The 26,620-nt window shown below is 66.9% G+C and carries 26 protein-coding genes; 13 read left to right on the top strand and 13 right to left on the bottom strand.

All coding sequences use genetic code 11. The annotated features are described in order from the left end of the window. Positions 1-129 precede the first annotated feature (129 nt). From ACUJB0_RS17290 to dapF, 3 genes are read left to right on the top strand one after another with little or no spacing between them, the layout of a single operon-like run. The gene (locus tag ACUJB0_RS17290; RefSeq protein ID WP_444846276.1) at positions 130-993 is read left to right on the top strand and encodes a lysophospholipid acyltransferase family protein; all 864 of its coding nucleotides are present in this window, start codon (positions 130-132) and stop codon (positions 991-993) included. Continuing rightward, positions 990-1,868: an LpxL/LpxP family acyltransferase gene (locus ACUJB0_RS17295; RefSeq protein WP_444846277.1), complete on the top strand. Its 879-nt coding sequence runs from the start codon at positions 990-992 to the stop codon at positions 1,866-1,868. Before ACUJB0_RS17290 ends, ACUJB0_RS17295 begins: the two co-directional genes overlap by 4 nt. A 13-nt stretch (positions 1,869-1,881) precedes the next feature. Then, entirely contained in the window at positions 1,882-2,745 is an 864-nt protein-coding gene (gene dapF, locus ACUJB0_RS17300; protein WP_161092259.1) for a diaminopimelate epimerase, read from the top strand. A gap of 7 nt (positions 2,746-2,752) precedes the next feature. Here the strand turns inward: dapF and ACUJB0_RS17305 are convergent, their stop codons facing one another. Beyond that, positions 2,753-4,318: a hypothetical protein gene (locus ACUJB0_RS17305; RefSeq protein WP_444846278.1), complete on the bottom strand. Its 1,566-nt coding sequence runs from the start codon at positions 4,316-4,318 to the stop codon at positions 2,753-2,755. Positions 4,319-4,738: 420 nt separating this feature from the next. Here ACUJB0_RS17305 and ACUJB0_RS17310 point away from each other — a divergent pair, with 420 nt between their 5' ends. The 10 genes from ACUJB0_RS17310 (at position 4,739) to ACUJB0_RS17355 (ending at position 13,797) form a co-directional block, all read left to right on the top strand. Then, positions 4,739-5,794, top strand: a complete 1,056-nt coding sequence (locus tag ACUJB0_RS17310; RefSeq protein WP_506737533.1) for a porin — start codon at positions 4,739-4,741, stop codon at positions 5,792-5,794. Positions 5,795-5,916: 122 nt separating this feature from the next. Continuing rightward, entirely contained in the window at positions 5,917-6,585 is a 669-nt protein-coding gene (locus ACUJB0_RS17315; RefSeq protein ID WP_161091705.1) for a DUF484 family protein, read from the top strand. A gap of 8 nt (positions 6,586-6,593) precedes the next feature. Beyond that, positions 6,594-7,529 carry a tyrosine recombinase XerC gene (locus ACUJB0_RS17320; RefSeq protein WP_444846280.1) on the top strand — a complete coding sequence of 312 codons (936 nt, stop codon included), beginning with the start codon at positions 6,594-6,596 and terminating at the stop codon, positions 7,527-7,529. Between the two features lie 131 nt (positions 7,530-7,660). Further along, entirely contained in the window at positions 7,661-8,734 is a 1,074-nt protein-coding gene (locus ACUJB0_RS17325) for a CobW family GTP-binding protein (RefSeq protein WP_444846281.1), read from the top strand. An 89-nt stretch (positions 8,735-8,823) separates the two neighbouring features. Continuing rightward, positions 8,824-9,273 carry an RNA polymerase-binding protein DksA gene (dksA, locus tag ACUJB0_RS17330; RefSeq protein ID WP_070271465.1) on the top strand — a complete coding sequence of 150 codons (450 nt, stop codon included), beginning with the start codon at positions 8,824-8,826 and terminating at the stop codon, positions 9,271-9,273. Positions 9,274-9,350: 77 nt separating this feature from the next. Further along, positions 9,351-10,679 (top strand): STAS domain-containing protein, encoded by a 1,329-nt coding sequence (locus ACUJB0_RS17335; RefSeq protein WP_444846282.1) that lies wholly within the window; start codon positions 9,351-9,353, stop codon positions 10,677-10,679. A 71-nt stretch (positions 10,680-10,750) separates the two neighbouring features. Beyond that, positions 10,751-11,293 carry an ATP-dependent protease subunit HslV gene (gene hslV, locus ACUJB0_RS17340; protein WP_444846283.1) on the top strand — a complete coding sequence of 181 codons (543 nt, stop codon included), beginning with the start codon at positions 10,751-10,753 and terminating at the stop codon, positions 11,291-11,293. Beyond that, positions 11,290-12,639: an ATP-dependent protease ATPase subunit HslU gene (gene hslU / locus ACUJB0_RS17345; protein ID WP_444846284.1), complete on the top strand. Its 1,350-nt coding sequence runs from the start codon at positions 11,290-11,292 to the stop codon at positions 12,637-12,639. Before hslV ends, hslU begins: the two co-directional genes overlap by 4 nt. A 9-nt stretch (positions 12,640-12,648) precedes the next feature. Then, positions 12,649-12,855 carry a hypothetical protein gene (locus tag ACUJB0_RS17350; protein ID WP_117012640.1) on the top strand — a complete coding sequence of 69 codons (207 nt, stop codon included), beginning with the start codon at positions 12,649-12,651 and terminating at the stop codon, positions 12,853-12,855. 186 nt (positions 12,856-13,041) lie between these two features. Next, positions 13,042-13,797 (top strand): helix-turn-helix domain-containing protein, encoded by a 756-nt coding sequence (locus ACUJB0_RS17355; protein ID WP_161091712.1) that lies wholly within the window; start codon positions 13,042-13,044, stop codon positions 13,795-13,797. On the opposite strand, the gene ACUJB0_RS17360 is transcribed toward ACUJB0_RS17355, so the two are convergent. From ACUJB0_RS17360 to ACUJB0_RS17415, 12 genes are read right to left on the bottom strand one after another with little or no spacing between them, the layout of a single operon-like run. Further along, positions 13,787-16,030, bottom strand: a complete 2,244-nt coding sequence (locus ACUJB0_RS17360) for a patatin-like phospholipase family protein (protein WP_444846285.1) — start codon at positions 16,028-16,030, stop codon at positions 13,787-13,789. The two genes, ACUJB0_RS17355 and ACUJB0_RS17360, sit on opposite strands and share 11 nt — an antisense overlap. Before the next feature lie 8 nt (positions 16,031-16,038). Continuing rightward, positions 16,039-16,635, bottom strand: a complete 597-nt coding sequence (locus tag ACUJB0_RS17365) for a type II secretion system protein N (protein ID WP_444846286.1) — start codon at positions 16,633-16,635, stop codon at positions 16,039-16,041. Positions 16,636-16,651: 16 nt separating this feature from the next. After that, the gene (gene gspF / locus ACUJB0_RS17370) at positions 16,652-17,872 is read right to left on the bottom strand and encodes a type II secretion system inner membrane protein GspF (protein WP_161091715.1); all 1,221 of its coding nucleotides are present in this window, start codon (positions 17,870-17,872) and stop codon (positions 16,652-16,654) included. 10 nt (positions 17,873-17,882) lie between these two features. Next, positions 17,883-19,304, bottom strand: coding sequence for a type II secretion system ATPase GspE (gene gspE, locus ACUJB0_RS17375; RefSeq protein WP_444846287.1), 1,422 nt, complete (start codon positions 19,302-19,304; stop codon positions 17,883-17,885). Position 19,305: 1 nt separating this feature from the next. Next, positions 19,306-21,567: a type II secretion system secretin GspD gene (gene gspD, locus ACUJB0_RS17380; protein WP_444846288.1), complete on the bottom strand. Its 2,262-nt coding sequence runs from the start codon at positions 21,565-21,567 to the stop codon at positions 19,306-19,308. Between the two features lie 21 nt (positions 21,568-21,588). Continuing rightward, the gene (locus ACUJB0_RS17385) at positions 21,589-22,362 is read right to left on the bottom strand and encodes a type II secretion system protein N (protein ID WP_444846289.1); all 774 of its coding nucleotides are present in this window, start codon (positions 22,360-22,362) and stop codon (positions 21,589-21,591) included. A 16-nt stretch (positions 22,363-22,378) separates the two neighbouring features. Continuing rightward, a complete protein-coding gene (locus tag ACUJB0_RS17390; RefSeq protein WP_444846290.1) occupies positions 22,379-22,897 on the bottom strand; it encodes a type II secretion system protein M in 519 nt (172 codons plus the stop codon). Beyond that, positions 22,894-24,144, bottom strand: coding sequence for a type II secretion system protein GspL (gene gspL / locus ACUJB0_RS17395; RefSeq protein WP_444846291.1), 1,251 nt, complete (start codon positions 24,142-24,144; stop codon positions 22,894-22,896). Before gspL ends, ACUJB0_RS17390 begins: the two co-directional genes overlap by 4 nt. 27 nt (positions 24,145-24,171) lie before the next feature. Then, positions 24,172-25,143 carry a type II secretion system minor pseudopilin GspK gene (gspK, locus tag ACUJB0_RS17400; RefSeq protein WP_444846292.1) on the bottom strand — a complete coding sequence of 324 codons (972 nt, stop codon included), beginning with the start codon at positions 25,141-25,143 and terminating at the stop codon, positions 24,172-24,174. Further along, positions 25,140-25,766: a PulJ/GspJ family protein gene (locus ACUJB0_RS17405; RefSeq protein ID WP_444846293.1), complete on the bottom strand. Its 627-nt coding sequence runs from the start codon at positions 25,764-25,766 to the stop codon at positions 25,140-25,142. The genes gspK and ACUJB0_RS17405 overlap by 4 nt, the downstream gene beginning before the upstream one ends. After that, entirely contained in the window at positions 25,763-26,134 is a 372-nt protein-coding gene (gene gspI, locus ACUJB0_RS17410; protein WP_117012628.1) for a type II secretion system minor pseudopilin GspI, read from the bottom strand. Before gspI ends, ACUJB0_RS17405 begins: the two co-directional genes overlap by 4 nt. Further along, positions 26,135-26,605 (bottom strand): GspH/FimT family pseudopilin, encoded by a 471-nt coding sequence (locus tag ACUJB0_RS17415; RefSeq protein WP_161091723.1) that lies wholly within the window; start codon positions 26,603-26,605, stop codon positions 26,135-26,137. Positions 26,606-26,620: the final 15 nt, after the last annotated feature.

Genomic DNA, 26,620 nt, shown 5'->3' on the forward strand with positions numbered 1-26,620 from the left:
ACATTTATATTCCGCTTCGCAAGTTGTCTGTTAACTCAGCGGTTACTGCATACGTGGTATTTTACGCTTCTTAAAAAATTTTGGCATGGCAACGGCGGCCAAGAGCACTTTCTACTAGAACAATTACTCATGCTTGTACCCATTTTTCGCTTCCTCTCCATCTTCCCCTTGCCATTTTTACACGCGCTGGGCGCGGCATTGGGCTGGCTGGTCTACCTGAGCTCGCCGTCCTACCGCCGCCGCATGCGCGACAACATGGCGCAGGCCGGCTATTCCCGGCACCTGTCGGCCGCCATCGCCGAGGCGGGCAAGAGCATCGTCGAGCTGCCCTTCATCTGGTGCGCCGATCCGGCGCGGGTGTCGCGCCACGCGACGGACGAGAACTGGGCCCTCGTCCAGGCCGAGCTGGACGCCGGCCGCGGCATCGTGTTCCTCACGCCCCACCTGGGCTGCTTTGAAATCGTCGCGCAGGAAATCGCGCTGCGCACCGAGCTGATGGTGATGTACCGGCCGCCGAAAAAGGCCGCGCTGAAGCCACTGATCGAGGGCGCCCGCGCGCGCGACAACCTGCTGCTGGCGCCGGCCAATATGTCCGGCGTGCGCATGCTGGCCAAGTGCCTGAAGAAGGGCAAGCCGATCGGCCTGCTGCCGGACCAGGTGCCGCAGGAAGGCGAAGGCGTGTGGGCCACCTTCTTCGGCCGCGCCGCCTACACCATGACGCTGCCCGCCAAGCTGGCGCAGCTGGGCGACGCCACCATCATCGTCACCTACGCCGAGCGGCTGCCGGGCGGCAAAGGCTATGTGATCCGCTTCGTGCCCTTCGACGGCACACTGGAGGGCGGCGCCGCCGAGCAGGCGCAGGCCATCAACCACGCCATGGAGCGCCTGATCGCGCGCAGCCCGAGCCAGTATTTCTGGAGCTACAACCGCTACAAGGTGCCGGCCGGCATAGACGCGCCAGGTGCGGCGCCAACGGCGGGAGAACAGGCATGAAGCTGCTGTTGGGAATCATGTGGCTGCTGCACTGGCTGCCGCTGCCGGTGCTGGGCCGCTTTGGCGACGCCGTCGGCAGCCTGCTGTTCGTGGTGATGCGCTCGCGCCGCCACATCACGCTGACCAATCTGCGCCTGTGCATGCCGGAGCTGAGCGAGGCCGAGCGCACCGCCATCGGCCGCCGTCACTTCCAGGCCTATTCCCGCAGCGTGTGGGAACGCGGCATCCTGTGGTGGGCGTCGGAGGAAAGATTGAAGCGCCTGATCAAGGTCGAGCCGGGTCCCGTGCCGGTGGAGGAGATGACGTCCAGGCCTACCATCCTGCTGTGTCCGCACTTCGTGTGCCTGGACGTGGCCGGCGCCTCGATCGCCATGGAGACCAGCGCCTCGTCGATGTATGTGCAGCAAAAGAACGCCGCCTTCGACCAGGTGCTGCGCGCCGGCCGCGCCCGCTTCAAGCCGGTCAAGCTGTTCACCCGCCAGGACGGCATCAAGCCCATCCTGCGGGCGCTGCGCGACAAGCTGCCCTACTTTATGCTGCCGGACATGGATTTCGGCGAGAAGGACGCCGAGTTCGTGCCCTTCTTCGGCATCGAGGCCGCCACGCTGACCGCCACCGCCCGCATCGCCGCCACCACCGGCGCGCAGGTGATGCCGGTGATCGCCACTTTCCTGCCCGATTACCAGGGCTGGCGTGTGAAATTCTATCCAGTGTGGGACAATTACCCTGGTCCCGACATGGTAGCCGCCACCCGCCGCATGAACGAGTTCATCGAGGAACGCGTGCGCGAAGCCCCGGCTGAATATTTCTGGACGCACAAACGGTTCAAGACGCGCCCGAACGGCGAAGCGTCGCTGTACCAGCGTTCCAAGTAAACACAGGCAGCAGATGAAACTCAAATTCACCAAAATGCACGGCGCCGGCAATGACTTCGTGGTCATCGACGGCATCAACCAGCACATCGACTTCTCGCCCGCGCAATGGCAGCTGCTGGGCGACCGCCGCTTCGGCGTGGGCGCCGACCAGATCCTGCTGGTGGAAAAACCCACCGAGCCAGGCTGCGATTTCCGCTACCGCATCTTCAACGCCGACGGCGGCGAGGTCGAGCAGTGCGGCAACGGTTCGCGCGCCTTCGTCAAGTTCGTGGCGGAAAAAGGCCTGACCGCGCAGCGCAGCATCACGGTGCAGACCAAGGCCGGCGTGATCGCGCCGCGGCTGGAGCTGGACGGCAGCATCACGGTCGACATGGGCGCGCCGGTGCTGGAACCGCAGCGCGTGCCGTTCGACGCCGAGGGCCTGCACGGCGAGCGCCAGGGCGAAGACACGCTGTGGCCGCTGGTGCTGGAGCTGGGCGGCGCGCGCGAGAGCGTGCTCATTTCCGTGGTGTCGATGGGCAATCCGCACGCGGTGCAGATCGTCGACGATGTCGACGCCGCGCCGGTGGAACTGACCGGGCCGCTGATCGAGCATCATGCGCGCTTCCCGAACCGGGTCAACGCCGGCTTCATGCAGATCGTCGGCCGCAACCACATCAAGCTGCGCGTGTTCGAGCGCGGCGTGGGCGAAACGCTGGCCTGCGGCACCGGCTCGTGCGCAGCCGTGGTGGCCGGCATCCGCCGCGGCCTGCTCGACAGCCCGGTGCGCGTGGATGCGCGCGGCGGCCAGTTGTCGATCAGCTGGGCGGGCGTGGGCCAGCCGGTATGGCTGACCGGCCCTGCCGTGACGGTGTTCGAGGGCGAGATAGAAATTTAAAGCTGGCTCAGGCCGCCAGCCGTTCGTCGGCGCCTGGCAACCAGGTCTTGAGCCGGTACAGGCGCTGGCGGTAATTGCCTTCCAGTCCGTCCGGGCCGTTGTCGAGATTCTCGAACAATCGGCCGATGCGGTCCAGCGCCTGCCGCTCGCGCGCGGTGCGCAGCAACACCAGGCGCCGCTTGCTGCGGCCGTAACTGGCGCGGATATCCACCACCAGGCAATGGCCCTGGTCGGCCGCTTTCACATCCAGCAACAACGCTTCCGCGCGGCTCAGCCCGAACAGCTGGGCCAGGGTCAGGCGCGCCGCCAGCAACGGCTGGCTTTCCAGCGCCTCGCGCGACATGTGGCGCAGGATGGCTTCGGCCCAGTCCGACTCCTTGGGCGCCGCGCCGATGCGCGCCAGCGCCGCCTCGGCCTCGTCGCAGCCCTGGGCCGCGGCCTTCTGCAGCCAGTAGGCCGCGCGCACGTCGCTCTGCTCGTCGGCGCGGCGGTTGCGCCAGGCGTACATGCCGCATTCCAGCTGCGCGGCGCAGTGGCCCATGTCGGCCGCCCGCTCCAGGTAGCCCTGGGCCTCGGCCACGCAGCGCTGGGAAAATTCCGGTTTCAGATAAATGCGCGACAGCGCGTACCAGGCGTCGGCCAGGCCCTGCTCGCCCGCTTGCGTCAGCCAGCGTATGGCGCGCTTGAAATTGACGGCGGCGATGCCGTTGACTTGCCGCCGGCCGTCGCCATCCATGCGGGCGAACCACAAGCCCAGCGCCAACTGGGCCTGACGGTCGCCGCCGTGGGCGGCCAGTTCGCGGCAATGGTGCAGTTCGTCGCGGAACTCGGCGTGGCGGCCGGCCTCCTCGTCAAGCAGCGCGGCGCAGCGCGACAGCAGCGTCAGCTGGACCGGCTCGAGCGGCCAGTCGACCGCGCGGGCCGCCTCGGCATCGGCCGGGGCGCCGTCCAGCAGCTTGCGCGCCAGCGGCAGCGCCCGTTGCAAAAACGCCGCGCGGTCGCCGTGCCAGGCTTGTTCCAGCACCGCGTACTGGGCAGCGGCCAGGCCGCCGTCGGCCGCCCGGTCCAACCACTGCTGGCGGGCGTTGGCGCGGTGCGACAGCGGGACGCCACGCCGGGATGGCAACGGCGCCACCGGCGTCGGCGACGGCGCGCCGGTCTGGTGCGCCAACAGCCATTGCGCCTCGGCCGAGCCGCCGCGCGCGGCGGTCTCCAGCGCCAGCAGCGCCTTGTCGCGCAGATGCAACGCTTCCGGCGGCGCGGCGTGGTTCAACACCAGTTGCGCCAGCACCAGGCCGGCCTGTTCGACGCCGGCGTCGTAGGCGCGGTCGTACCAGGACAGCGCGGACGGCAGGCAATGTTGTGCGTGCTCGAATGGAACGTAGTTGCCGATCAACATCCAGGCCTCGTCCTGCTCCTGCAGCGCGGCGCGGTTCAGCCAATGCAGTGCCGTGGGCAGGCTGAGCGGCAAACCCGCGCCGCCGAACAAGTAGAGCTTGCCCAGCGCCAGTTGGCAGACCGCATCTCCCGCGCGCGCCCCCCGGATGATCCCTAACTCTTCTCGATTTGCCATCGTCTCACTATTCGTCCGATTCATCGAAGCGGGCGCAGCCGTGCTGTCTGTGCAGCCTAGGCGACCGTTGCTACTTATGAGTGTAGCGTGCGATCGGCGCCACACCCTAAAGAATATGCGGTTCGCTTTGATTTTGCACAAGCGTCCCACCCCGTTTAGCCCTGTACGCTAAAGGCTGTTTTGGTGCCTGAATGAAAGGAAATAATGCGTTAAACAGGCCCTGGTGGCTTGCGTATCAAGCGTTTCAAAAATACAACAAGAAGCCCGGTTTCTTTGGCTTTCGACCAAAACTAGCCGCCATAATCAACCATTCCAGCGTTTTTGGCCTGATGAGATATTAAGGTTCCTCTCATCGAGGGTTGACTTTGCGACCCGCTAGCTTTGGCTGTATGCATGTTCACTCATAAAGGAATAACTCAAATGAAAAAATCTTTAGTGGCTCTGGCTCTCATGGGCGCATTTGCTGGCGCATACGCGCAATCGTCCGTGACCATCTATGGCACTGTGGATGCAGGCATTTCCAAGCGCACCGGCACCACCACCCAGGTGGGCAAGCGCGACAACAACAAACTCGGTTTCAAGGGCGTCGAAGACCTGGGCAGCGGCCTGAAGGCCATCTTCCAGCTGGAGATCCGCTACGAGCCGGACACCGGCGTCATTGAGAACACCACCGCCACCACCAGCCGTCCGTTGTTCCAGGGCCAAAGCCGCGTCGGCCTGCAGGGCGACTTCGGTACCGTGCGCCTGGGCCGTGGCTTGACCCCCTTCCAGGAAACCAGCACCGCCTTCGAACCATGGAGCGGCATGCCAGGCCCAGCCGGCTACCAGACCGACCTGCAAGTGGCCGGCTACACCAGCGATCCGCTGAGCCCAGCCGGCAACTCGAACAACCGCTTCTCGAACGCCGTGTTCTATAACACCCCGATGATCGCCGACATGTTCCAGTTGAACGTCGCCGTGGCCGCCAAGGAAGCCAACGGCAATCCGGTCATCGTCGGCAAGGGCACGACGCTCAATCCGCAGTTCCCGGCCAACAGCGCGCCGCAGACCATGCCTTACTCGCTGAGCGCCACCGCCGCCAACGGCCCGTTCGCCGCCTATGCCGCGTACGAGAAAAACGCCATCGAAACCAAACTGTGGTCGATCGGCGCCTCGTTCAAACCAATCAACGACCTGAAACTGATGGGTTCCTACCAGAAGCAGGACCAGGGCAACAGCACGCTGATCAATCCGAACACCAAGGCCTGGTTGCTGGGCGCCAACTACACCGTCGGCGCCGGCCTGATCCGCGTTGGCTATGGCCAGAAGACCCCGGACAACGCGCTGAACAACCCAGCCCTGGTCAAGACCAAGCAAGCGTCGATCGGCTACGACTACAACCTGTCGGCCCGCACCTACCTGTATATCGATGCCTCGAACAAGAAGGCAGCTACCACGCTGAATTTCTACAGCCTCGGTATCCACCACAACTTCTAAGCCGCGCAGTCGGCAAGAACTGCCGGCGCTTGGGTTGGGGAATGACGGGCATGGGCAACCATGTCCGTTTTTTTTCGTTTAGAATGACACTGCCTTTCCACCCTCGTAAATAAAGTACCTCAATGACTGTCCCACTGGATCACACCCTCGTCGCGCAATACCTGACCGAACACCCGAATTTCTTCGAAGAGCACGCTGAATTGCTGGGAGAAATCAAACTGGCCAGCCCGCTGACGGGACGCGCCGTGTCGCTGCAGGAGCGCCAGATGGAAGTGATGCGCGACAAGTACAAGGCGCTGGAATTGCGCATGAGCAATCTGATGCGCCTGGCGTCGGAAAACGAAGCGATCGCCAACAAGTTCCACCGCTGGACCAAGGTGCTGCTGGAAGCCGAAGATGTGGGTTCCATGCCACACGCCGTGGTCAGCGGCCTGAAGAACAGTTTTGATGTACCGCAGGTCACGCTGCGCATCTGGGACACCGCGCCCGACTACCTCGGCGAATGGTTCGTCAACGGCGTCTCGGAAGACGCGCGCATCTTCGCCAACAGCCTGATGGCGCCCTACTGCGGCACCAACAAGGATTTCGAGGCGGTGCGCTGGCTGCAGGACGCCACCGGCATCACCTCCACCGTGATCATTCCGCTGCGCAAGCCGGGCAACAAGAACGCCTTCGGCCTGCTGATCATGGGCTCGGCCGACCCGGCGCGCTTCACCTCGCTGATGGCCACCGATTTCCTGGTCCACATCGGCGAAACCACCAGCACCGCGCTGGCCTGGCTGCTGGCCTGAGCGCCGCCATGAGCGCCGGCCCGGACAGCAAGCTGGCCTGGATCGACGCTTACCTGGCCCAGCTGCGCGACCAGCGCCAGCTGTCGCCCCACACCGTCAGCGCCTACGCGCGCGACCTCCAGGAATTGGCCGGCCTCACCGCCGGGCAGGACTGGCCCGCGATCGACCATTTCGCCATCCGCCGCCTGACCGCCAAGCTGCACGCGCGCGAGCTCGATCCGCGCTCGATCGCCCGCAAGCTGTCGAGCTGGCGCGGCTTCTTCGACTGGCTGGGCGGCCAGACCGCGCTGGCGGCCAACCCGGTGCAGGGCGTGCGCGCCCCCAAACGCGCCAAGACACTGCCGCGCGCGCTGTCGGTGGACGATGCCGTGCAGCTGGTGGCGCCGTCCCGGCCCAGCGCCGGCGCCGCCCCGGACGCGGCCGAGCTGTGCAACCGCGCCATGTTCGAACTGTTGTATTCCAGCGGCCTGCGCGTGTCCGAGCTGGCCGGGCTGGACCTGACCGCCGGCAAGGACGCGCTGGGCTGGGTGGCATTGGACAACCGCGAGGTCGTCGTCACCGGCAAGGGCAACAAGCAGCGCGTCGTCCCGGTCGGCAACGCCGCATTGGAGGCGCTGGCGGCCTGGATCGCCGTGCGCCCGGCGCCCACCGACGGCGGCAACGCCCTGTTCCTGAGCACGCGCGGCACGCGGGTGTCGCCACGGGTGATCCAGCAACGCCTGCAGGCCCATGGCGTGGCCCACGGCGCGCCGGTGCACGTGCACCCGCACATGCTGCGCCACTCGTTCGCCTCGCACGTGCTGCAATCGTCGGGCGACCTGCGGGCGGTGCAGGAGATGCTGGGCCATTCGAGCATCAGTTCGACCCAGGTCTATACCGCGCTGGATTTCCAGCACCTGGCCGAGGTGTACGACAAGGCCCATCCGCGCGCCAAAGTAAAATAGCGCGGCCCGTACTGAGGTTGCTCAATCGGACGAATTGCTAGCGTCGGCCGAATTCCGGCATAATCGGCCGGTTGCATTTCTGCATTTGATCCCCATCTAGGGTTTCCCTCTAGACCAGACTGGTAAGCACCATGGCACTGATACCGACCACCATCCTCACCGGCTTCCTTGGCGCCGGCAAGACCACCCTGCTGAACCGCATCCTGCAGGAGCAGCACGGCATGCGCATCGCCGTCATCGAAAACGAGTTTGGCCAGGAAAACATCGACAACGAAATCCTGGTGCAGGACAGCGGCGAACAGATCGTGGAAATGAACAACGGCTGCATCTGCTGCACCGTGCGCGGCGACCTGATCGTCGCCCTCAGCGGCCTGGCGCAGAAGCGCGAAGCCGGCGAGCTGCAGTTCGACCGCGTGGTGATCGAAACAACCGGCCTGGCCAATCCCGGCCCGGTGGCGCAAACCTTCTTCGTGGACGAGGAAGTGGGCACTCACTACATGCTGGACGCCGTGGTCACCGTGGTGGACGCCCGCCATGCCATGGACCAGCTGGACCAGCACGAGGAAGCCCAGCGTCAGGTCGGTTTCGCCGACAAGCTGCTGCTGTCCAAGACCGACCTGGTCAGCGCCGAGGACGTGGCCACGCTGACCGCCCGCCTCAAGCGCATCAACCCGCGCGCGCCGGTCAGCACGGCGGACTTCGGCCGCGCCCCGCTGTCCGAGGTGCTGGACCTGAAGGGCTTCAACCTGAACGACAAGCTGGAGCTGGACCCGGATTTCCTGGAAACCGACCAGGCCCACGACGACGACCACGTGCATGACGAGCACTGCGGCCACAACCACGATCACAATCACGAACACGGCCACCACGGAGACCACGGCCACAACCACCACCACGCCCACCACAGCGACGACATCGCCGCGTTTGTGTTCAAAAGTACACGCCCATTCGACACCGCCAAGCTCGACGAGTTCCTTGGCGGGCTGGTAAATGTCTACGGTCCTCGCATGCTGCGCTACAAAGGCGTATTGTTCATGAAGGACGCCGATCGCAAGGTCGTGTTCCAGGGCGTACACCAGATCATGGGCAGCGACCTGGGCGCCAAATGGGGAGAAAACGACGTTCGAGGCAGCAAAATGGTGTTTATCGGTAAAAATCTGCCGAAAGATATCTTTATTAGCGGTTTAGAACAATGTCTGGTATAAACTATCCGGGTTTTGTGGGGATGGCTAAATAGCCACAAACTCCGGGCTGATTAATTGAAAACTCTGTCGTATCGAAGGTAAGCGAAGTTATGACCACCAAAACTAATAAATCGACCCCCGCCGCCGCCGACCGCATCCTGACCGAAGAAGAAATTCTGAAGATGGATGAAAAGGATTATATGAATCCGGCGCAAATGGCCTTCTTCAAAGCCAAGCTGCAAGCGCTTGAAAAAGAACTGCTGAAGAACGCCGGCGAAACCACCGAACACCTGCGCGAAACCGTGCTGGTGCCGGACCCGGCCGACCGCGCCACCATCGAAGAAGAGCACGCGCTGGAACTGCGCACCCGCGACCGCGAGCGCAAGCTGCTGAAAAAAGTCCAGCAATCGATCGTCGCCATCGACGGCGGCGACTACGGCTGGTGCGAGGAAACCGGCGAGCCGATCGGCATTCCACGCCTGATCGCCCGTCCGACCGCGACGCTGTCGCTGGAAGCCCAGCAGCGCCGCGAACTGAAGCAGAAACTGTACGGCGATTAATTCGCCCGGACTTTAAAAAAAGCACGCAACCGCGTGCTTTTTTTACGGCAGCTACCGAGGTTCAGACGAGGATCAGCGTGGGACTGTTCTCCATCTTCAAGAAGACCGACGCAACGCCCGCCCCCGCCCCCAGCGAGGATGACGAGGCGGCGCGGCTGGCCGCCAACAGCGAAACCGAACGCCAGCAACAGCAGGCGCGCCAGCGCGAGATCGCCCGCGCCACCGCGATGAAGATCGACGCCATCGAATCGGCGATGACCTTCGACATCTTCAACGAGCCGGAGCCGGCCTGGGGCAGCCAGCGCGCCGCCCGCCCGGCCAGGCCCAAGACCGCCGCCCACGCCGGCCCCGACACGCAGGCGCTGGACGACCTGCCCACCACCATCCTGCTGCGCGACGACGACCTGCCGCAGCAGGCCGTGGCCGCCGAGACCGCCCCGGTGGTGGAGGAAATCGCCATCCTGTACGCCAACGGCCAGGGCGCCGTGGCCGAGCAGCTGCTGACCGCCAGCGTGGCCGAGGCCGGCGGCGACCGCACCGTCTGGTGGATGCTGTTCGACCTGTACCAGGTCGGCGGCCAGCGCGAGCGCTTCGACAACCTGTCGATCGACTACGCCAGCACCTTTGAAACCTCGCCGCCGCCGTGGAACGCGCCGGCCGAACCGGCCGCAACCTCTTCCGGCTGGGCCGGCCTGACGCCAACCGAAGCCTTCGCCGGCGTGCTCGATCCGCACATCGACGCCCAGCTTGAGCGCCTGCGCCAGGCGGCCGCCGCCAGCCCCGTGCTGCGGCTGGAGTTTTCCCGCGTGACGGCGGTCGAGCCGGCCGGCTGCGCGCTGCTGCTCGAGACGCTGCGCAAGCTGCAGGCCCAGCAGCGCGAGCTGATCCTGGTGGGCGCCGACAGCCTGGCCGCGCTGATCCGCGACGGCATCGCGGTCGGCCGCCGCGACGACACCGAGGCGCCGTGGCTGCTGCTGCTGGAGCTGCTGCAACTGCTGAACCGCGAAAAGGAATTCGAGGAAACCGGCATGGACTACTGCGTCACCTTCGAAGTGTCGCCGCCGTCGTTCACGGCGCCGCACAAGGTGGCCACCGCCACGGCGCAGCGGCCAACGGCCTTCGTTTCGGCCTCGCCGCCGAACCGCTTCATGCTGCCGCCGCTGCTCGAAGGCCAGCTCGGCCCTTTACTCGGCCAGATCCAGCACTATGCTGATCAATACCAGACCCTGGTGTTCGACTGCTCGCGCCTGAGCCGCATCGACTACGCCTGCGCCAACCAGCTGCACGCCAGCCTGGTCCAGCTGGACAAGAAGATCGAGTTCCGCGACGTCAACCACCTGGTCACGGCGCTGCTGCGCCTGCTGGGCTTTGCCGACATCGCCAGGATTTACCCGCACAACTACTGAATCTTGCAATTTCCGGGACCAACCCCACTTTTCAGTCTTGTAGCAGTTCGCGTCATTACTTTGAGGTAACTATGGAACAATTTCACGGCACCACCATCCTGTGCGTGCGCCGCGGCAAGCAGGTCGCGCTGGGCGGCGACGGCCAGGTCACGCTGGGCAACATCGTCATGAAGGGCACGGCCCGCAAGGTGCGCAAGACCTACCAGGGCAAGGTGCTGGTCGGCTTCGCCGGCGGCACGGCCGACGCCTTCACCCTGCTCGACCGCTTCGAGGGCAAGCTGGAAAAACACCAGGGCAACCTGCTGCGCGCCTCGGTCGAGCTGGCCAAGGACTGGCGCACCGACCGCGTGCTACGCCGCCTGGAGGCGATGCTGCTGGTGGCCGACAGCGAATCGACGCTGGTGATCACCGGCAACGGCGACGTGCTCGAGCCGGAGGACGGCATCGGCGCCATCGGCTCCGGCGGCAGCTACGCGCAATCGGCGGCCAAGGCGCTGGTGGAAAACACGGAACTGTCGCCGTCGGAAATCGTCAAAAAGTCACTGACCATCGCCGGCGAATTGTGCATCTACACCAACCTGAACCACATCATCGAAACACTGGATCCAGCATGAACATGACCCCGAAGGAAATCGTCGGCGAGCTCGACAAACATGTGGTCGGCCAGGGCAAGGCCAAGAAGGCGGTCGCCATCGCGCTGCGCAACCGCTGGCGCCGCCAGCAGGTGGAGGAGCCGCTGCGCCACGAAATCACGCCGAAGAACATCCTGATGATCGGCCCGACCGGCGTCGGCAAGACCGAGATCGCACGCCGCCTGGCCAAGCTGGCCGACGCGCCCTTCATCAAGATCGAGGCCACCAAGTTCACCGAGGTGGGCTACGTCGGCCGCGACGTCGACACCATCATCCGCGACCTGATCGACATCGGCGTCAAGCAGACCCGCTCGGCCGAGATGGCCAAGGTGCGCGCGCGCGCCGAGGACGCCGCCGAGGACCGCGTGCTCGACATCCTGCTGCCGCCGGCGCGCGACTTCGGCTTCCACCCGGCCACGCCAGCCGACGCGCCCAAGGAGGGCAAGGAAGGCGACAGCACCCGCCAGACCTTCCGCAAGCGCCTGCGCCAGGGCGAGCTGGACGACAAGGAAATCGAGATCGAGCTGGCCGAGAACGGCCCGCAGATGGAGATCATGGCCCCGCCCGGCATGGAGGAGATGACCGAGCAGATCAAATCGATGTTCTCCGGCATCGGCGGCAACCGCAAGAAGGCGCGCAAGGTCAAGATCAAGGAAGCGATGAAGGTGCTGATCGACGAGGAAGCCGCCAAGCTGGTCAACGACGAGGAAATGAAGCAGAAGGCCATCCAGAACGTCGAGCAGAACGGCATCGTGTTCCTCGACGAGATCGACAAGATCGCCTCGCGCTCCGAGGTGGGCGGCGCCGACGTCTCGCGCGCCGGCGTGCAGCGCGACCTGCTGCCGCTGGTCGAGGGCACGACCGTCAACACCAAGTACGGCATGATCAAGACCGACCACATCCTGTTCATCGCCTCGGGCGCCTTCCACCTGGCCAAGCCGTCGGACCTGATCCCCGAGCTGCAGGGCCGCTTCCCGATCCGGGTCGAGCTGGAGTCGCTGTCGATCGCCGATTTCGAGCGCATCCTCACCAGCACCGACGCCTGCCTGACCAAGCAGTACGAGGCGCTGCTGGCCACCGAGAACGTCACCATCGAGTTCGCGCCGGAAGGCATCACGCGGCTGGCGGAGATCGCCTACTCGGTCAACGAGCGCACCGAGAACATCGGCGCCCGCCGGCTGTACACGGTGATGGAAAAGCTGCTGGAGGAATTGTCGTTCACGGCCAGCGAGGACAGCGGCAAGGTCATCACCATCGACTCGGCCTACGTCAACGCGCGGCTGGATGCGCTGGCGGTCAACGAAGACCTGTCGCGCTACGTCTTGTAAGGAGGGATCATGGCGAACAAGGCACTGGCCACGCGGCAGAAGATGACGATACGGGTCGAGCCGTCGCAGAAGCCGCCGCGCAACCCGGTGGCGCTGGCGGCCAAGGCGCGCGCCGGCGGCGCCGGGCCGCACGCCAAGCCCCAGTCGGTCGACCGGCAGGCCGCCAAGCGCCTGCTGGCGAAGATCAGCCTGAAGCCGGATCCTGAGGAAAAGTAACCGTTAGCGGACGCCGGTGGTGGCCCCCGCTCTCGGGTTATCCGGTGCCATCCCTGCTGCGAGGGACAGCGTGCCCGCAGTGTCGCGCACTTACGCGCGATGTACCAATCGATTATCCCAAGCGCCGCTTTTCACGCCGGCAAGTACCGTGTTACGATACCTTTTATTCTTTTGCCAAGGCAGGGTATGAGCTCACCGGAATTGCTGCTGCAAGTGCTGCGGACCCAGATGCGGGCCGCCGGCGTCACCTACAAAATGCTGGCCGAGCGGATCTCGATGAGCGAGTCCAGCGTCAAGCGCATGTTCGGCCAGCAGGACATGTCGCTGTCGCGGCTGGCGCAGATCTGCAAGGCGGCCGGGGTGGCGATGGAGGACGTGCTGCGCGGCGCGGCCGACGCCACGCCACAGGCGGACGCGCTGACGCTGACGCAGGAAAAATCGCTGCTGGCCCAGCCCCACCTGCTGCTGATGGCGATCTGCTGCCTGGGCCACTGGACCCTGGAGCAGGTGCTGGAAACCTACAACCTGACCGAACCCGAATGCATCCTGCTGCTGGCCGAACTGGACCGGCTGGGCGTGATCGAACTGAAACCGCTGAACCGCTACCGCCTGCGCGTGTCGAACGCCTTCCGCTGGCTGCCGGACGGGCCGGTGCAACAATTCTTCCGCGAGCACGCGGTGCACGATTACTTCAGCGGCAGCTTCGACGGCGCCGGCGAGACGCTGCTGTGCCTGCCCGCGCGGCTGTCGCTGCCCAGCGCCGAGGAGCTGGTCGGCCGCATCCAGCAACTGGCCGGCGAGCTGGCGCGGCTGCACCAGGGCGACCGCAAGCTGGCGCCGCAGGACCGCGACGGCTTTACCTTGCTGGTCGGCTTCCGCTCGTGGGAATTCGCCGCCTTCACCGCGCTGCGGCGCGCGCCCGCCACCTCGCTTACCAAATAGGTCCGAGGAACAGATAGGCGCTGCTGTTGCCGCCCTTGGTGGTGCCGGCGCCCAGGTACAGCGGACCGAAGCGCGTATCGACCGCGAAGAAGCCGCTGGCGGCCTGGTGCAGCGAACCCCAGCGCAGCGGACTGGTCGGGCTATACGCGCCGCCCGCCTCCAGCGAAAAGCCCAGCCGCACATCGCCGCCCAGCGCGGCCGGCATCGCGCCGATGCTGCGCGCCATCACCACCCGGCCCAGCAGCGTGCGGTCGCCGATGATCGATTGCGGCGTCGATCCCGACAGGCGCAGGAAGCCGCCCAATGTATTGGCCGACGCCCCGCCCTGGCTGCGCGACCATTCCGCGTACACATGGCCGGCCCAGCGGTCCAGGTGGAAGGCCTGCAGCCCCTGCACCGCCTGCGTGGTCGGCACGGCGCCGGTGGAGCCGCTGTGCATCAGCCGCTGCCAGCCCAGCGAGAACAAGGTGCCGCGGGTCGGGAAGGCCACCGTGTCGAGGCTGTCGATGTTGAACGACAGCTGCTGCACCGTCTGCATGTCCGAGCCCTCGGTGCGGTCCTCCGGTATGCTCTGGTGATACACCTGCTTCTGGCGCGACACGCTGTAGCGGATATCGCCCCAGCGGCCCAGCTGGCGGCCCAGCGCCAGCTCGCCGACCTGGCGGTTGTAGGCGTAGCGCGCCTGGCGGAAGCCGCTCGGACTGAAGATGTCCACCGCCGACGAGTCGTATTGCAGCCCCGGCGCCACATACCACTGCGAACCCGCGCCCAGCGGCTGCCAGAACTGCACGCCCAGCGCGCGCTCGGTGCCGACCCGGCCGACCGTGCGCAGCTCGGCGCCCCAGTCGTTGAGCGACGACAGCACATGCATCACCTTCAGCTCGAACGCGTTGTTCTCGGAAAAATCGCTGGTCAGCTCCAGGCCCACGCGCAGGCGGCTGCGGGCCCAGTCGGCCTCGGTCGGCTTGATCAGCACGTTGCGGCCATCCTTGTCGTCATGCACCTCGGTCTCCACCCGCGCCAGGTCGCCGCGCCCGAACAGCGCGTTACCGGCCGCCTGCGCCTGCTCGCTGGTCACCGGCTGCCCCACCTTCAGGCCGGACTGCACTTCCAGTTCCTTCGGATTGATGCGCCCGCTCGGCGCCACCTCCAGCTTGGCCAGCCGCACCGGCTGGTCGATGCCGACCGGCGCCGACAGCCGCTGCAGCTCGTACGCCGCGTACTGCGACTCGGGCAGCGCCAGCTTGACCAGCCTGGCGCTCATGGCCCGCACCGCCGCCTCGCCGGCCTTCATGGCGCGGTCGTGGCGGGCGAAGTCGAGGAAGCCGATGCCGCCCAGGTCGGGCGCCACCAGGATGTCGTCGGGGCGCAGCTCCTTCAGTGAGCGCTGCACGTTCTGCTCGGTCAGGATCTGCAGCATCTGCTGCGCCACGCTGACCGCGCTGATCAGTTCCTTTTCCTGCGCCAGCGGCGTGCCGACGTTGACCGCGATGATGACGTCGGCGCCCATGTCGCGCGCCACGTCCACCGGCAGGTTTCGCACCAGGCCGCCGTCCACCAGCAGCCGCTGGTTCACCCGCACCGGAGCGAACACGCCCGGCACCGCCAGCGAGGCGCGCATCGCCAGGAACAGCGGCGTGTCGTTCAGCTCCACCAGCTCGCCCGTCACCAGGTCCGAGGCCACCGAGCGGAACGGCAGCTGCAGCAGGTTGACCGGCTTGTCGCGCGCGCCGTGCGGCAGCACGCGGGTCAGCGCCAGCTCCAGCGCCTCGTTGCCGGCGGCGGCCGGCGGCAGCGAGATGCCATCGAGCTTGGCGCCGAACTCGATGCGCGACGGCAGCAGCAGATCCTCCTCGCGGCGGCGGTACACCAGCTCATCGCGCGGCGGGCGGTCCGCCACCACGGCGTTCCAGTCGGTGCGGCGCACCAGCTGCTCCAGCTGCTCGACCGAGCTGCCGGCCGCGTAGGCGCCGCCCACCACGCTGCCCATGCTGGTGCCGACCACGAAGTCGACCGGCACGCGCAGCTCCTGCAGGGCGCGCAGCACGCCGATGTGGGCGAAACCGCGCGCGCCGCCGCCGGACAGCACCAGCGCGACCTTGGGCCGCGGCTTGAGCGTGCCGCCCGGCGCGGTGGTTTGCACGGCGGTTTGTGCGGCGGCGGGCGCGCCGATCACGGCCGCCAAGAAAAAGCCGCAGCAAAAAGCTGCGGCCAGGGTACGGGAGATCACCATGGGACGGCCTATTGAGTACGATCGGGAGCGACGATGGTGCCGGAAACGCTGGAACGCGGCGGCGGTTGCTGCGGCTGCTGCTGTGGCGGCTGTTGCTGCGGCGGCGGTTGCTGCTGTGGCGGCGGCGCCAGCGGCGGCGCGATCGGCGGCAGCGGCGGCTGGCCCGCGCCGGGCAACAGCGACTGCGGCGCATTGGCTCCCGCGCCGGGGCCGGCATCGCTGGCCAGCTCCACGCGCTTGAGCGCACCGCCCTCGGACAGCAGCACGTAGTTCGGATGGACTTCCTTGACGGTCACGCCGGGCACCACCTCGCGGCCCACGCCCAGCGCCAACGGCGGCTGGCCGTCGACCACGATGATGGCCGCGCTGTCCTGGCCGCGCGCGGCGACCACGCCCTTCAACTGGTAGTTGCTGACGGCGGCCACGGTGATCTGGCCGCCGAACAGGCCCTTGGCCGCCTCGATGTTCAACGGCGGCGCCACCTGCTGCGGCGGCGCGGCGATGGCGCGCTGCTGCGGCTTGAACAACTGCAGGCCCCAGTAGGCCAGCGACGCCGACAACAGCACCACGGCAAGGACGGTAACGAATAATGGCAAACGCTTCATGGTTCTCTTTACTTCCTCAGCGTACCAGCTGATTAATTTCGATGATAGGCATCAGGACCGCCAGCACGATCAGCAGCACCACCACGCCCATCGCCAGGATCAGCGCCGGCTCCAGCAGGCCGGCGATGGTCAGCGTGCGGCGTTCCAGGTCGGCCTCCTGGGCGGCGGCGGCGCGGTCCAGCATGGCCGGCAGCTCGCCGGTGATTTCGCCGGCCCGTATCATGTGGATCAGCATTGGCGGGAAGTGCTTCTGCGCCGACAGCGAACGCGCCAGGCTCACGCCCTCGCGCACCGCGTCGCTGGCCTCTTCCACCAGCTCCTGCATGGCGACGTTGGACAGCGTGTCGCGGCTGGTCTCCAGCGCGCGCAGGATAGGCACGCCGGAACCGGTGGTGATCGCCAGCGTGCTGGCGAAGCGCGCCGTGTTCAGGCTGCGCTCGAATTTGCCGTACAGCGGCGCGGTCAACAACCAGGTGTGCCAGCGCCGCTTCAGCGCGGGGTTCTGCAAGGCCCGGCGCCACATGAACCACGCGCCCACCAGCAGGATCGCCACCACGATGCCGTAGTTGCGCACGAAGTCCGACACCGCCAGCATGATGATGGTGAGGATGGGCAGCTTCTGCTTGGTGTTGGCGAACACCGAGACGATCTGCGGCACCACGTAGGTCAGCAGGAAGATCACGATGGAGAACGCCACCACAGTGACGATGGCCGGATAGGTGAAGGCCAGCCGCACCTTCTGGATCAAGGCGTTGCGGCGCTCGATGTAGTCTGCAAGGCGCGACAGCACGCGCGACAGCTGGCCGATCTGCTCACCGGAGGCGACCAGCGCGCGGTAGATCTCGGCGAAGTCGCGCGGATGGCGTCCCAGCACGTCGGACAGCGAGGCGCCGCCGATCACCTCGGAGCGGATGGAGGCGATCAGGTCGCGCATGTAGGGGCGCTCAGCCTGCTCCAGCAAGGCGGTGAAGGCCTGCTCCAGCGGCAGCCCCGCCTCCAGCAGGCTGGCCAGCTGGCGCGTGAACAGCGCCAGCTCGGTGGCCGACAGGCGCTCGCCGAAACCGCGGCTCTTGGCCACGCCGGCGGCGTCGACCTGCGCGGCGATGGCGTCCACCTTGAGCGGCACCAGGCCTTGCGTGCGCAGCTCGGAACGCGCCGAGCGCGCGCTGTCGGCATTGAGCACGCCCTTCTTGGTGGCGCCGCTGGCGTCGACGGCTTCATAACGGAATGCGGGCATCGTCGGTCGCCTAGTCTTTGGTCACGCGCAGCAGCTCGGCCTGCGTGGTGATGCCGGCGGCCAGCCAGCGTTCGCCGTCCTCGCGCATGGTGTGCATGCCGCCCGCCAGCGCCGCCGCCTTGACCTCGGCCTCGGAAGCGCGGTTGTGGATCTGCGCGCGGATCTGCTCCGTGGTCTGCAGGAATTCGTACACGCCCACCCGGCCCTGGTAGCCCGTGTGGCCGCAATGCTCGCAGCCCACCGCGTGCCACTGCTGGCCGTCGAAGGTCTTGCAGCTGCCGCACAGTTTGCGCACCAGCCGCTGCGCCAGTACGCCGAGCAGCGACGACGACAGCAGGAACGGTTCGATGCCCATGTCCAGCAGGCGCGTGACGGCGGCGGCGGCGTCGTTGGTGTGCAGCGTGGCCAGCACCAGGTGGCCGGTCAGCGAGGCCTGCACCGCGATCTGCGCGGTTTCCAGGTCGCGGATCTCGCCGATCATGATCACGTCCGGGTCCTGGCGCAGGATGGCGCGCAGCGCCTTGGCGAAGGTCATGTCGATGCGCGGGTTGACCTGGGTCTGGCCGACGCCGTTCAGGTCATATTCGATCGGGTCTTCCACCGTCATGATGTTGGTGGTGGCCGCGTTCAGCAGCGACAGCGCGGCGTACAGCGTGGTGGTCTTGCCCGAGCCGGTCGGCCCGGTCACCAGCACGATGCCGTGCGGCTGGTTGATCAGCGCGTCGAACTGCGGCAGCATGGTCTCGCTCATGCCCAGGTGGTTCAGGTCCAGCCGGCCCGCTTCCTTGTCCAGCAAACGCAGCACCGCGCGTTCGCCGTGGCCGGTCGGCAGCGTCGACACGCGCACGTCCACCGGCTTGCCGCCGATGCGCAGCGTGATGCGGCCGTCCTGCGGCAGGCGCTTCTCGGCGATGTCCAGCTGCGCCATGATCTTGATACGCGAGATCAGCGAACCGTGGATGGCCTTGCGCGGACGGACGATGTCGCGCAGCGAACCGTCGACGCGGAAGCGCACCACCGAGGTCTGTTCGAACGGCTCGATGTGGATGTCGGAGGCACTGTCGCGCAGCGCCTGCGTCAGCAGCGCGTTGATCATGCGGATCACCGGCGCGTCGTCGGACGATTCCAGCAGGTCCTCGATGGCCGGCACGTCCTGCAGCAGCTTGGTCAGATCGAGGTCGGCGTCGAATTCCTCGGCCACCATCGAGGCGTTGCCGCCCGAGCTGGCGTAGGCCGCGGCGATGGCCGTTTCCAGGTCGGCGCGCGGCATGCTTTTGAGCTGGATGCGGCCGAAGCGGCGCGACACCTCGGCGATGGCCGCGGGCGCGGTGGCGCCGCAGACCAGCACGTCCACCGTGTGTTCGGCTTCGTCGCTTTGCTGCGCCAGCACCACGAAGTCGCGGGCGAAGGCGTATGGAAGGAGATTGCTCATATCACTGCTGCTTGGTTGGTTCGCCGGCGCCCGGTTCGCGCACCGGTGTCGGCGCGGCCGGCAGCGGACGCACCATCGTCCCGCCCAGCGGCGCGCCGTCCTTCAGCGTCGGCAGCAAGGGCTGGCCCAGATCCTTGACCAGGATGCTCTCGGGCGGCTGGATCGACTCCTGCTGGCCGCGCATGTAGTCGTAACGGTCGGTCGCCAGCGAGGTGCTCTGCTCCTTGCTGCGGATGACCACCGGGCGCAGGAACACCATCAGGTTGGTCTTCTTGCGGGTGCGGGTCTGGTACTTGAACAGATTGCCCAGCACCGGAATGTCGCCCAGGCCGCGCACCTTGTCCACGCCGTCGCCCTCGGTGTCCTCGATCAGGCCACCGAGCACGATGATCTGGCCATCGTCGGCGATGACGTTGTTCTCGATCACGCGCTTGTTGATGGTGATGCCGGCGGCCGCCGTCAGCGTGGTCTTGTCGACGCTGGAGGTCTCGTGATAGATCGCCAGCTTGACCGTGCCGCCCTCGGAAATCTGCGGACGCACTTTCAGCGTCAGGCCCACTTCCTTGCGGTCGATGGTCTGGAACGGATTGTTGTTGGTGCCGGAGGTGGTGGTGAACTGGCCGGTCAGGATAGGCACGTTCTGGCCGACCGAGATCGTGGCCAGCTCGTTGTCGAGCGTGATCATGTTAGGCGTCGACAGCACGTTGGCGTTGCCGTCCGATTCCAGCGAGCGCGCCAGCGCGCCCAGTCCCAGGCCACCGGCCACCTGCTTGAAAACGCCGATGGTCAGGCCCGCGCCGGGCAGCGTCGGCCCTGTGGTGGTGGTGCCGGTGCCCTTGTTGAGCAGCTGGCTGGCCAGCGTGCCGATGTTGTTGCCGCCGCTCGAATACGACTGCAGGCCGCCGACACGGTAGGTGCTGTTCTCGTTGCCGGTCGCGCCCACCCACTGGATGCCGAATTCGGAGGCCTTGTCGGACGAAACCTCGACGATCAGCGATTCGATGTAGACCTGCGCGCGGCGCACGTCCAGCTGGTCGATCACGGCGCGCAGGTTGCGGTACACCGATTCCGGCGCGGTGATGATCAGGGTGTTGGTGGTGGAATCGGCCTGGATGAAACCTGCCGTGCCGCCGCCGCCGCCCTGCTGCTGCTGGCCGGAGCCGCTCAGCAGCGGATTGGATGGGCCGGAGCTGATGCCGGAGCTGTTGGAGCCCATGCCGCTGCCGGTGTTGCTGCTTTGGCCGCCCAAACCACCCTGGCCCTGGCCACCGAGGCCACCCTGGCCGGTCTGGCCGGTGCCGACGCCGGTGGCGTTGGCCGCCGAGGTGTCGCCCGAGACCACGCTGCGCAGCGTCTGCGCCAGCTTGGCCGCTTCGGCGTTCTTCAGGTAGACCACGTGGACGTTGCCCAGTTCCTGGGTCGGCTGATCGAGCTTGGCGATCAGCGACTTGGCCAGGTTGGAGCGCGCCGCCGACGGCGCGCGCAGGATCAGCGAATTGGTGCGCGGATCGGCCAGCACGCTGGTCTTGCCCGCGTCGCCGGCGCCACCGCCGGAGTCCATCAGTTTGTTGACCATGGCCGCCAGGTCGCTGGCGATGGCGTAGCGCACCGGGATCACATCGAGGTCGGCGACCGCCGGCGCGTCCAGCGCGGCGACGATCTTGGCCAGGCGCTTGACGTTGTCGGCGTAGTCGGTGACCACCACGGTGTTGTTGCCCGGGTTGGCGTTGATGGTGTTGTTGGGCGAGATCAGTGGACGCAGCACCGTCACCACGTTGGCCGCCGACTCATAATTCAGATGGAAGATCTGGCTGACGATCTGGTCGCCCTTGGCCGAGGCCTGGCTGGCGCCGACCTGGGTCGGGCCGGCCTGCAGCTTGGCATCCGCCTCCGGCACCACCTTGGCGTAGCCGTCGCCGCTGACCACCGCGTAGCCCTGCAGGCGCAGCGCGGAAGTCAGCAGGCCGAACGCCTGCGACTTGGTGACCGGCTTCTCCGACACCACCGTCAGCGTGCCCTTGACGCGCGGGTCGATCACGAAGGTGATGTTGGTGTAGTGGCCGACCGCCTTGATCACCGACTCGATGTCGGCGCCGACAAAGTTCAGCGCGGCGTCGTCGGCCGCGGCGTGGGCGGTGGCGGGCAGCAGCACCAGCAACGGCGTCACGACCGGCACGACGCTCGTCGCACAGCACAGCATCGCGCCCGCGCTCAGGCGGCGCAGCGCGGGAAGGGTGGATTTGCTCACGGACTGTTTTTTCATTGTCTGAACTTTTATCTGAACTTAGTGGAACTCTAAAGCGATGATGTTGCGGTCACTATTCGGTTTGCGCTGGCCCAGCAAATTCAACAGGTTGGCCAGCTGCTCTTCAAATCCTTTTGCTGCCTCGGCCTGCCCGGAAAACCGCAGGCGGCCGTTATTCAGGTTACCGGAGCCGCTCAACAACAGCGGACCCTTGACGGAATTGAGCGTCAGCGCCGCCGACTGCCCATGCCAGTCCAGCGCCAGCGTGTAGCTGCCCAGCGGCCGCACCGACGACAGCCGCGAGGCCATGTCCGTCATCTCCAGCGTGGTGCGGCCGTTGATGGCGACCTGGCGGTCGGCCAGTGCCAGCTCCAGCGCGGTCCACGACAGCCGCATCGTGCCGCTGGGCGCCACGGTGTTCAGCGGCGCGCCCAGGCCGGCCAGGCCCTCGGCCGGCAGCAGCAGCGCCGATGGACTGAGCTGCCATTGCGACCAGCTGCCCTTGAAGGTCAGCGGCTGCGCCAGCGCCTCGCTGTTCTCCAGCTGCAGGTCGACCATGCCGACCAGCGCCAGCGGCGAAATCTTCCAGCTGAAACGGCCCGGCAGCAGCGGCGTGACCGGGCTGTTGCCGCTGGCCGCGCCGCCGATAAAGGCCGAACCGCGCCACAGCGTACCCTGCGCGTCCCCCAGCGTCAAACGTCCTCCCGTGCGCGTCTCCACCAGCGATCCTAGCCAGGCCGCCGGGAAGAACACCGCCAGCGTGGCCGCCACGCTCAGCGCGATGGTCAGCAACCATAGCACGAGGCGCTTCATGGGCAGCCTTTTCGCATCACCGGCCGCCCGCGTTCTGGCGCAGCGTCAGCGTGGCGTTGACCATGCCGGCGGTGTCCTGCGCGCTGATGTTGGCCTCCGAGACGGCGATGCGGCTCTCGGTGCGGATCGCGTCCAACCAGGCGATCAGCGCCGGGAATGGCACGCCGTTCATCTGCACCTTGGCGTATTCGCCGGTGACGGACACCGATTGCGTGGTCAGCCCGCGCGCGGCGAGGCCGGCGTTGAGCATCTCGCGCGTCATCGGCGACGGGGCGATGGTGTTCTGGCCGCGCAGCGCGGCCGCCTCCAGCGCCAATGCCTGCAGCTCGGCGGCCTGCTGGCGCAGCTCGGGCAGCGACTTGCGCAGCTTGGCGCCGCCGTCCAGCGCCGGCGCGATCAGCACCGAATAAAACAGCGCCACGCCCAGCACCGCGCCACCGACGCCGAGGAACTTGCGTTCCTGCTCGGTGCGTTCGATCCAGAAGGCCGAGGCGCGGCCGCGATAGTCTTGTATCGTTTGGGTCAGTTTGTTCATGATTTTCCTCCGCCCGCGCCGCTCGACGGACGTATCTGCCAGGCGCCCGGATTGGTTTCCGACAGATCGAGCTTGCGCGCGGCCAGCGCGGAGCGCAGCTGCGCCAGCGTGCCACTATCGACGGTGTTGGGCTTGACCTTGATCTGCAGCGCGCGGTCGCGGTACTCCAGCGTGGCGATGATGTCCTTGCGCGGCAAGGCGCCCAGCGCCTCGCCCAGGGCGGCGCTCAGCGCGGTGAATTCGTCGGCGGCGGGCTGGCCGCCGTCGGCCTTGGCCAGCGAGATATTCTTGCGCATCTGCGCGGCCGGGTCGAGGATCACCGGCTCGTTCGGATAGGCGGCCTTGAAGGTCTGCAGCATGGACTGGCTGACCGCGCCGGCCTCGCGCTTGAGGCGCAGCCATTCGATGTTCAGCCCCGCCACGTTGACCAGCAGCGCCAGCACGGCGATGCGCACCGGCCAGCGCCAGCGCTGCCACTGGCGCGCGTTGGCGCCGGTGGCGCCCAATGCCGGCGCCAGGTCCAGCCCCGCCGAGCGCGAGGCGGCCACCCAGTGCGCCCAGTGGTCTTCCATCAGCGTGACGCCGTGGCCGGCGTCCGCCGTCGCCACCAGCGGCGCGAACTGCGCCATCTGCGCCGGCGCCAGGTACAGCGTGACCGGCTCGTCGCCCGCCATCGCGCGCAGCGTCTGCAGCGCGGCCTGCGGCTGCGCCGGCAGCGTCAGGCCCATGCCCATGGTCTGCGACTGGCGCAGTATCAGTTCGAAGCCGGCGTCGCCGGTGCTCAACGCGGCCGACACGGACCCCGGCTGGAACGGCAGGCACAGTTGCGCCGGCAGCACCGAGACGTGATGCGCGCCCTGCGCCAGCAGCGCCTTGACCAGCACTTCGATCCAGCTGCGCTGCACCACGGCCACCGTGCGGCCGCCGTCGGCGTCGGCGGCGCCGGCCGCCAGCACGCAGTCGGCCGGATCGCCCAGCACCTGTTCCTCCACCAGCGCCGGCAGCGCGGCTTTCAGGCGCGCGGCGGACAATGGCGGCGCCACCACGCGCAGCAGCGTGACGTCGGCGGCGGCCAGCAGCAGCACCACGCGGCGCGCGGAGGCCACCAGGTCCGACAGGTTGCCCAGCGGGGAAACGCCCTGCTGCAGCAGGTTGCCGCCGTCGCCCACCAGCGCGAACGGGCAGGTCTGGGCCGCGCCGCTGTCGACGCTGGCCTTGGCCGGATAGCGGATAAGTAGTGTAGTCAAAGGGTCTCGCTTTCGTTCATGCCAGTTCTAATATTCCCGTATCCAGACCACCGTCGTGATGCCGTTGGCCGCCCGCACCAGCAGGGATTGCGCGTCCAGCGCCGCCCGGTCCAGCCTCACCCGGCTGTAGGCCAGGAAGTAGCGACTCTTGACGTCGTAATTCGTTCTCGGCAGCTTGTCGCCACCGGACAGCTGCGGCAGCGCATTGAAATTCGCCTTGTCGCGAAAATAAGCGCGCTGCCGCGTATTTACAATCGCTGCAGCATCCGACAACGACAGCTGCTCGCACATGGCCGACAGCAGTTCGGCCGGCACGGTATTCACGTTCAACTCCGTTCCGCGCTCCGGCAGGATGATGACGAAGTCGCGCAGCTTCTCAACCATCTGCGGCGTAAAGCCGCTCACCGCCAGCAGATCCTCCACGCGCAACAGGTCGACCGGCTGCGGCCCCGAGGTCTGCGCCGGTTGCGGCGGCTGCCCTCCTGTCCCCCCCGGTCCCGGCGGCGCCGCCGTCTGCGCGTTTGCCACCTGCGTGGCCACCGCCTGCGCCAGCGACGGATCGAGCCGCAGGTTGGTCAGCAGCCGCTCGAACACCTTCAACTCGTCGGGCTTGACTCCGTGGTTGACGGCCAGATTGGCAAGATTGTAACGCGACTGCGCGTCGATCATCTTGCCGGACAGCGTGGCGTTGAAATTCTCCGCCTCGGCGCGTTCGCGTTCGATGTAGTCGTCCAGCCGCGTTTCTTCCAGCGGCGTGGCCCAGACCCCGTTGAGCTGCGTGACCGTTGGCGAATCCAGGTGGTCCTGGTACAGCACCAACCGGCTCAAGTCGAGCGCGCCGCGCACGATCCAGCGGGTCTGCAGTTGCAGGCGCTGGTTCTCCATCGAGCGCACCTGCACCTGCTGCTGCCAGAACAGGCTGGCGACGATGGTCACCGCCAGTGTGGTCAACAGCAGCGCCGTGATGACGGCCACGCCGCGCTGGCGCCGCAGCTTCATAGGGCCCCCAGCAGGAAGGATTTAATCATCGGTACTTCCACGCCGTCCAGGTTCATCGACACTTCCATGCCGCTCGGCGCTCCCACCGCCGGGGCGGGAGGGGCTGGCATCACACCGGCCGCCGGCACCCAGCCCTGCGTGGTCCAGAAGCGCACCGTCATGCGCTGCACGCCCGACTGCAGCGCCACGCCATCGGCCGGATCGGCGTCGCCGGTGGCGGCCTGCCACAGCGTGTCGAGCTGCACCAGGTCGCGCGTGCTGGCCGATTCGCGCCGCGTCAGCACGCCGTCGCGCACGCGGTAGGACACCACCTGCAAGCGCGTCGGCTCGTTCTCGCCCAGCGACATGCGCACCAGCGTGATGCGGCCGTCCTCCGCGCGCAGGATGGCGCGGGTGCCGATCAGCGCCTGCGGCACCAGGTTGGCGCAATCGCTCTGCAGCTGGGCGAAGGCCAGCTGCAGGCCGCGCGTCTGCTCCATCTGCGCGGTCAGCGCGCCGCGCGAGCGGATGATGCCGTCCAAACCGCGCCAGCCCAGCACCGCGACGATGGCGAGGATCGAAATCGCCACCAGCAGCTCGATCAGCGTGAAGCCGCGCGCGCGGCGGCGCATCGGGGCCGTCATTGGTTCAGCACCAGTTGGACCAGCTTGATGATGCGCCGCTCCGGCGCGGCCTGGTCGTAGACGCTGACCTCGACCCGGCGGAAGCGCGGGTTCGGGCTGGCGATCACTTCCTCTTCGCACATCAGCTTCATGTCGCCCTGCGGGCATTCGAAGGTCTGTTTGCCGACCGCCGGGAACTGGCGCGTCAGGCGCAGCTGCACCAGCCGGTTCTCGGCCGACCAGGTGGCCATCATGGCGCCGCGCAGGCCATTGCTGTTCTGCGTCAGGCTGCCGACCGCGCGCAGCGAGGCGCCCAGCGCCGTGCCGACGATCACCAGCGCCACCAGCACTTCCAGCAGGGTAAAGCCGCGTTGTCGTTGAAGGCGCATCTAGTCCACCGTGAAATGGCCGATGCCGTCGGCGCGGATGGCGATGCTGGCATCGCCGCCGCTGAGGGTCAGCACAAAGGGTTTGTCGACCGGCTCGCGGCCGAAGACGATGCGCAGGTTGCCGGCGTCCGGGATGCTCGGCGGCGGATCCAGCATCAGCGTGATGGGGCCGTGCTTGAATTCGCGCTCGCGCAGCAGGTCGTCCTGCACCGCCAGCGTCCATTCCCGCTCGTTGCGGATCAGGAAGCGGTAACCGTCCGGCCCCGCCTCGAAGGCGATCTGGCGGTTGCGCACGATCGCCTCGTCGCGTGCCAGTTGCAGCAGCAGCGCGATGCGCTGCGCGTCCTCACGCAAGGACTGCTTCTGGCCCGGCAGCGCGTTGAGCGACACCAGCCCAAGCGTGATGCCCAGGATGACCATCACCACCAGCAGTTCGATCAGCGTGAATCCACGCTGGCGGGCGGCGCGCATGAGCCGTGGTCCCCC

Source organism: Duganella caerulea (assembly GCF_040362985.1).
In the GTDB taxonomy this organism is placed as follows: domain Bacteria; phylum Pseudomonadota; class Gammaproteobacteria; order Burkholderiales; family Burkholderiaceae_D; genus Rugamonas; species Rugamonas vulcania.